This is a genomic window from Teichococcus aestuarii (assembly GCF_042651065.1).
Taxonomy (GTDB): domain Bacteria; phylum Pseudomonadota; class Alphaproteobacteria; order Acetobacterales; family Acetobacteraceae; genus Pseudoroseomonas; species Pseudoroseomonas aestuarii.
In genome coordinates, this window is sequence record NZ_JBHSCH010000134.1 from 1 (window position 1) to 2,518 (window position 2,518).

Annotated in this window: 2 protein-coding genes and 1 tRNA gene; all 3 read right to left on the bottom strand. The window is 66.8% G+C overall.

Annotation, left to right across the window (positions count from 1 at the left end):
* Window positions 1-238 precede the first annotated feature (238 nt).
* Window positions 239-385, bottom strand: coding sequence for a hypothetical protein (locus ACFOY6_RS23865; protein WP_181378213.1), 147 nt, complete (start codon window positions 383-385; stop codon window positions 239-241).
* A 523-nt stretch (window positions 386-908) separates the two neighbouring features.
* Window positions 909-2,216, bottom strand: coding sequence for a coiled-coil domain-containing protein (locus ACFOY6_RS23870; RefSeq protein ID WP_379652430.1), 1,308 nt, complete (start codon window positions 2,214-2,216; stop codon window positions 909-911).
* 210 nt (window positions 2,217-2,426) lie between these two features.
* A tRNA-Met gene (locus ACFOY6_RS23875) sits at window positions 2,427-2,503 on the bottom strand.
* Window positions 2,504-2,518 lie beyond the last annotated feature (15 nt).

A 2,518-nucleotide genomic window follows, 5' to 3' on the forward strand; every position in this document is an offset into this window, starting at 1 on the left:
TACTGGTCCCATCAGGCTCTCCGCCGTGCCAGCCTGATCCCGGCTACCCAACCCGCCGGAACCATCGCTCCTACACCACGCGATGGGACACGACCTTCCCAGGCGGCTCGGCAGGCCAGGAGACTCCGGCCAGGCCTCATGCCGCCAAGCCGCTCTACCGGTTGGCATAGCCGCGCCCCTGCTGAAAGGTTCCAGCCTTTCTGCGATGCGCCTCGGCGTCGAGAGGCAAGGTTGTACGCTACTTGGCCTTGTCGTTCTGCGCCTGCGGCGGATTTCGCCGGCGGCGGAACACCGCCCGGAACTCGGCATGGTTAAGGCCGAGAAGGACAACGGCGACGACAATGATCACGGCCAGAGGAATGAGTGCGGAATTCATCATGGTCATGGTGACTCCGGGCTGGTGTGTGCTGCGTGGAAAGGCCGGACAGGCCAACGTGAGACAATCCGGGGAATGGGAAAAATCCTCGCGCCTGCTTCAAGCGATCGGGGAGACGGCCGAAGTGCCGATGCTCTCCTCGGATAAGGCAGAGGTACGGCATACCCGGTCTCTGGCGCGCCGGAGGGGCCCGGTCAGATTGCCAGGAACCCCTGCGACCGCAACTGATCCGGCCCTGGCATTGCAGGCTCCAGGAATCCTGGTCGCGGTCTCGAACGCACTGCGGAACATGGACCCTCCGGCACCGGACAGCCTTGCCGGTCAGGGCAAGGCCAATCCGACGTGGAGATAAACCACGCATTCCGATGATGGTCGCAGACGGGAGAGCGAAGGAGGCGCCACAATCCCGCACGATCTCGTGCAGCCGGCCATGCCGCCACAGCTTGAGCTGGCATGAACTGTGTGCGGCGCGGACAGAAGAGAAGCATCGGCCTGCCGGCCGCAGGCTGCGTGTGGCCGGCAGGATACCGTGTCAGCGAGGTGCCGCAGGAACCTCGGCCGGAGCGGGCGTCTCCGGCGCAGGCGCGGGAGAGATCTGCGGAGAGACGGGACGCGGCTGGACCGTTTCAACGGTGCTTTCCAGGCTGCGCAGCCGCTGCTCGGCGGATTGCACCTGCTCAGCCAGGCGTTGGCGACGCTGTTCGAGCTCGCCGCCTTCGCGGCGCAAGGCCTCGTTGGCGGCGGTCAGGCGGGAGGCTTCCTCCTGCAGGCCGCGCAGTGCGGCATTGTTGCGGTCTGTCTCGCTACGGGCCTGCGCCAGACGGGTTTCAGCTTCAGCCACGGCGGAATTGCGGGCGGCCAAGGCTGCCTCCGCGGTCTCCAGCTCGCTCTGGACACCGCGCAACTGGCGCTCCGCCTCGGCACGCTGGCGATCATGCTCCGCGCTGGTGCGAGCCGCCGCTTCGGCCGCGCTGCGAATCTCGTCCAGCCGGCGCTGCTCGGTGGAAGCCTGCTGGCGCAGGCCGGTAAGCTGGGTCTCGGCGTTGCGGATGGCGTTGTCGAGTTCGGTGCGGCGGCTGTTCAGGCTGGCGACAGAAGCCGTGGCCGCATCTCGCGCGGCTGTCTGCCGGGCAAGTTCGTCCTGCAGCCGCTGAGCCTCCGCGCGCTGGCGCGTCAGGGCAGCTTCTTCATTGGTGAGATTCTGCCGCAGGGTGGCCAAGCGGGCCTCTTCCTGCTGCGAGCGGCCCGTCAGTTCAGCCCAGCGGCGCTCCAGCCCCTGCAGCCGGGAATTGGCCTGCTCGGTGGCCTGGGTGGCTTCCTGAAGGCGCGCACGGGCTTCGGCCACCGCAGCCGTGCGGCTGGTCAGCTCTCCTTCGGCGGACGTGGCAGCCTGCCGCGTCTGCTGAAGCTGTGCTTCGGCTTCACGCAAGGCCTGCTGGCGCGACGCCAGAGTTGCCTCAGCCTGGCTCCGCTCCGTGCTCAACCGCTGCAGCCGCTCATTCTCGCCTTCGCTGCCGCGCGACAATGTGCCGAGGCGCTGCTCGCCAGCCGTAATCTCGGCGCGAATGGCGGCAGCCCGACGGGCGGCCGCGCTACGGGCCTGCTCCGCCGCGCTGCGGGCGCTGCGGGCCTGGGCCAGCTGTTCGGTCAGCGAGGTAAGATCCTGCTGGGCCTGACGCTGATCGGCGAGGGTTTTTTCCATCTCCGCGACGCGCTGGTCCAGCGCTGCGGCCCGTGCCTCCGCAGCGGCCAAGGCTTGCTGGCGCTGCTCGATTTCGGCCGCCCGCTCGATCGTCAGGCCGCAACCAGCCAAGGCCATGGACATGGTGAGGGCCAGCATGGGCGCCACGGGTCTGGAGAGGCGGTAAGCCATCATTCCCAATACAATCTCCCTGCGTGCGGCGCCGGAAGCAGGGCAGGTCCGCCCCGTTCACCGTCTTGTTCAAGTTTGACGGTAAACAGCTTCCCAAGGGAGAGGAAGGGCACAAGATTGCGTCCGCTTTCTCCGATAGGAGAAGCGGACAGAAATCTCATGGTTTTTATCAGGATTTGGATGCGGGGACAGGATTTGAACCTGTGACCTTCAGGTTATGAGCCTGACGAGCTACCGGGCTGCTCCACCCCGCGGTGGTGAGAGTATCC

What these genes read in the sequence shown, in the direction of transcription:
- ACFOY6_RS23865 (WP_181378213.1), bottom strand. Translation starts at nt 385, where the DNA reads ATGACCATGATGAATTCCGCACTCATTCCTCTGGCCGTGATCATTGTC.
- ACFOY6_RS23870 (WP_379652430.1), bottom strand. Translation starts at nt 2,216, where the DNA reads ATGCTGGCCCTCACCATGTCCATGGCCTTGGCTGGTTGCGGCCTGACG.